At 42.6% G+C, this 4098-nt stretch carries 2 protein-coding genes and 5 tRNA genes; all 7 read right to left on the bottom strand.

The window, feature by feature from the left end; genetic code table 11:
* Window positions 1–320: 320 nt before the first annotated feature.
* Window positions 321–394: transfer RNA gene (locus I2484_RS20775), tRNA-Gly, on the bottom strand.
* A 102-nt stretch (window positions 395–496) separates the two neighbouring features.
* A tRNA-Leu gene (locus I2484_RS20770) sits at window positions 497–583 on the bottom strand.
* A 69-nt stretch (window positions 584–652) separates the two neighbouring features.
* Window positions 653–725 (bottom strand) — tRNA-Lys (locus I2484_RS20765).
* Window positions 726–838: 113 nt separating this feature from the next.
* Window positions 839–912: transfer RNA gene (locus I2484_RS20760), tRNA-Gln, on the bottom strand.
* A gap of 145 nt (window positions 913–1057) precedes the next feature.
* Window positions 1058–1132 (bottom strand) — tRNA-Glu (locus I2484_RS20755).
* 186 nt (window positions 1133–1318) lie between these two features.
* The gene (locus I2484_RS20750; RefSeq protein ID WP_207152954.1) at window positions 1319–1780 is read right to left on the bottom strand and encodes a SprT family protein; all 462 of its coding nucleotides are present in this window, start codon (window positions 1778–1780) and stop codon (window positions 1319–1321) included.
* 23 nt (window positions 1781–1803) lie between these two features.
* A complete protein-coding gene (locus tag I2484_RS20745) occupies window positions 1804–3960 on the bottom strand; it encodes a Tex family protein (protein WP_207152953.1) in 2157 nt (718 codons plus the stop codon).
* Window positions 3961–4098: the final 138 nt, after the last annotated feature.

Here is a 4098-nt window from a genome sequence, read left to right as displayed (position 1 = left end):
ATAGAAGAAAATGAATAGCTCATTTCTTGCTGACTCGAATCCGAAGATTCTTGTGTGTGTTTCTTTTCGACCAACCGAAGCTGGTTTAGTTAGAAACGTTTTGCTCGAGTGCGTTAGCACTCTCGCTGTATTTCATTGATGTTTTGCTGTTCAGTTTTCAAGGTTCATTGTTAGCGGAATCAAGTTCGACTCCAACGTTTCTTATTTAGCTGTCAACCAAACGACAACTTCTTAAGTTTAACATATCCTTTTCACGAAGTCAACAACTTTTTTAAATTAACTTCTATCGGATAATTTCTTATGTGTTTCAGTAAATAGTATGGAGCGGGTGAAGAGAATCGAACTCTCATCATCAGCTTGGAAGGCTGAGGTTTTACCACTAAACTACACCCGCATAATATTGGCACATCCGACGTTAGTTGAATGTTAACCATTTGATTCTTAAAGCTTCACTCTGTCCACCGAGGTAGAAGGACCATTTACTAAACAAGTTGTTTGGTGCGGTAAAGAGGACTTGAACCTCCACGGGGTTAACCCCCACTAGGCCCTCAACCTAGCGCGTCTGCCGTTCCGCCACTACCGCATTGTTTTAGCGACAAACCTTATTATATATGATTCAGTTCATTTGTCAACACTTTTTTCAAAGAAATGATGAGCCATGCAGGATTCGAACCTGCGACCCTCTGATTAAAAGTCAGATGCTCTACCAACTGAGCTAATGGCTCTCTATTATATAGAAGATGTAATTCATAATTCCTTAGAACTGAAATACTCTTCTTGTGCTCTATCCGCATAGTGCAGTTAAAACATTTGCTAATGCTTTAGCATTCTAAAATTTTGGCTGGGGTAGCTGGATTCGAACCAACGATGACGGAGTCAAAGTCCGATGCCTTACCGCTTGGCTATACCCCACCGATATTGCGCTCAGCAAATTATTTTTGCTGTACACAGTTTTCATTTCCTAAAACTTCGTTTCAAGTTTTTAGGATTACTCTTTTCAAAACTTTGTTTTGAAATTTAGGATGATTCTTTTCGATACTTCGTATCGGAAAAATCTTGGTGACCCCTACGGGATTCGAACCCGTGATACCGCCGTGAAAGGGCGGTGTCTTAACCGCTTGACCAAGGGGCCATCTATAATGTTTGCCTTATGTATGGGAAGCGCATTTGTTAATGTCTTGCGCGTCGTTCCCAACCGACTTTTCTTATTATAAACAGAGTTTCTCATTTCGTCAACACTTTTCCTTCATTTAGTTTTAAGTATTATTGAGAACACGTTTGGAGTACGGTTTGCAGCCCCTCACCGCGTCCTCAACATTCACTTTACAGCTAGTAGAGCTATAATTTCCCCTGCACATTTACTACATCTATATTTCCTAACGTCCATCCTTCTTCTCCGCTTATAAAGTAGCCTACATGATGCGCACTCATATACATACATCGAATACACCCTCTTGTTTCCTTCTGTAAGTGGTCGGCAAAACCTCGGAGAAGACGTGCGCTTAAGCAAATCTCTGAAATCTGCATCGCGATGACGATAACCTCTTCCTTCTATATGAAGATGGTAATGACAGAGTTCATGTTTGATTACACCAACCAACTCTTCAGTTCCATGCACTTCTAAAACCAATGGATTAATTTCAATGGAATGAGTTGAAAGCATATAGCGCCCACCCGTTGTCCTTAACCTTTTATTAAATCGAGCAATATGGATGAACGGCTTTCCGAATGCATCTAAGGAAATACTTTCAATAAGTTCCTTCAATTCTTCATCCGTCATAGCCATCCCCTCCTTTTTAGTCGTCATTTTGCTGATGGCGGTAACATCGTCAGAGAAATACGTCCTTTTCCTTTATCTACACCTTCCACCCACACAGTTACGATATCTCCTGAAGAAACGACGTCAAGTGGATGTTTTACATATCCTTTTTTCAATTTCGAAATATGAACGAGGCCATCTTCCGTTACGCCAATATCAACAAAAGCGCCGAAGTCCACAACATTTCGAACGGTTCCTTGCATTTCAAGGCCTTCGTATAGATCCTTCATATCGAGTACATCTGCTTTTAAGAGTGGTTGCGGATAATCATCACGCGGATCCCGATTTGGTCTTTGAAGTGTTTCGATAATATCTTTCAATGTCACTTCCCCAACATCTAACTTAATCGCTAAAGCTTTGATATCGAGCGCAGACAATGCATCCGCAGTTTCTTTCTTACCTAGTAATTTCTTGCTTGCATCCGCTTCTTCTAATACTTGCTCCGCCAATTGATAACTTTCGGGGTGAATCCCTGTTGAATCAAATGGATCCTTTGCACCCAGCACCCGTAAGAAACCAATCGCTTGTTCATAAGTCTTCGCTCCGAGGCGAGGTACTTTCTTCAATTGATTACGCTTTGTAAACAATCCATTCTCTTCACGCGATTTCACAATGTTTTCCGCGACAGTCTTGGACAGACCCGCCACATATTGAAGTAACGACGAGGATGCAGTGTTAACATCTACACCTACCCGGTTCACAGCTGTTTCAACTACGAATGATAATGATTCGGAAAGTCGTTTTTTCGCTACATCATGCTGGTATTGCCCAACACCAACCGAGCCCGGATCAATTTTCACAAGTTCTGATAACGGATCCTGTAAACGCCTTGCTATTGAAACTGCACTCCGCTGCTCAACTTGAAGATCAGGGAACTCATCCCGAGCTTGAGCCGACGCTGAATAAACACTGGCACCCGCTTCATTCACAATGACATACGAAACACCTGCCTGCGCCTCTTTTATACATTCAACTATGAACAATTCCGATTCACGCGAAGCTGTTCCGTTACCTATTGCAATAATCGTGATCGGATACTTTTTCAATAACTCTAAAATAGCACGTTTCGATTTTTCCTTTTCCATTCTGGGTTGATGCGGATAAATCACGGATATCTCCAGCAATTTCCCTGTTTCATCAACGATGGCAAGTTTACACCCTGTCCGGAAGGCCGGATCAAGGCCTAATACCACTTTCCCTTTCAATGGCGGTTGTAGAAGAAGACTTTTCAAGTTTTCCGAAAATACGTGAATTGCTTGCTCTTCGGCCTTTTCAGTAAGTGCTGCCCTAATTTCCCGCTCTATCGACGGAGCAATCAAACGTTTAAATGCATCTTCAATCGCTTCTTTTACATGTGGCGCAGAAGGCGAATGTGATTTACGAATCAACTCACGCTCAAGTCCTCCGATAATTCGTTCACTTGGGAAAGAAATACCGACACGTAACACATCTTCTTTTTCACCGCGATTTAATGCAAGAACACGGTGTGGAACGATTTTTTTCAAAGGCTCTTCATATTCATAGTAGTTTTCGAAAACGTCACGCTTGTCCTCTGCCCCTTTGCGGACCGTAGATATAATCATGCCATCTGACCATGCTACCTTGCGTATGTTTTCCCGTATTGCGGCATCATCCGCAAATTGTTCAGCTACAATGTCTCGGGCTCCAGCCAGTGCATCTTCAACCGTATTTACTCCGACCTCTCCATTAAGGAAAGGTACGGCAAGGTCTTCCGGCAAATTCCCCGAAAACTCCATCAGTTTTTTCGCTAGAGGTTCAAGACCACTTTCAATTGCAATCATGGCACGCGTCCGTCTTTTTTGCTTGAAAGGCCTGTATAAGTCCTCAATTCTTTGCAAAACGGTAGCACTCTCAATCGATTTCCTCAAATCGTCATCCAGTTTCCCCTGTTCATCGATAAGACGAATTACCTCTTCTTTACGCTGCTCAAGACCTTTCACATAACTATAGGCATCTTCAACTGCTTTAATTTGCACTTCGTCCAACGAACCTGTTTCTTCTTTTCGGTACCGCGCAATGAATGGGACAGTGTTTCCTTGGTCAAGTAATGCGATTACCTTTTCAGCTTGATGTATACTGACGGCCGCTTTCCCAGCTGTAGCCTCAACAATATGCTTCATCAATAAAACCACCCTTCCTTCTATAGATTCATTTTAACATAAGAAAAGCGGAAGGCGCCTTCTAGACGCGACAGGCATAAGTCGATCCAGCGACGTGGCGCTCTTTGCCACATAGCTGGATTGCTTATGACCCGAGCG

This window comes from Sporosarcina sp. E16_8, from assembly GCF_017347095.1.
Classification (GTDB): Bacteria; Bacillota; Bacilli; order Bacillales_A; family Planococcaceae; genus Sporosarcina.
The sequence above is the reverse complement of the archived record's forward strand: the minus strand, read 5'-3'. Positions and strand labels throughout refer to the sequence as shown.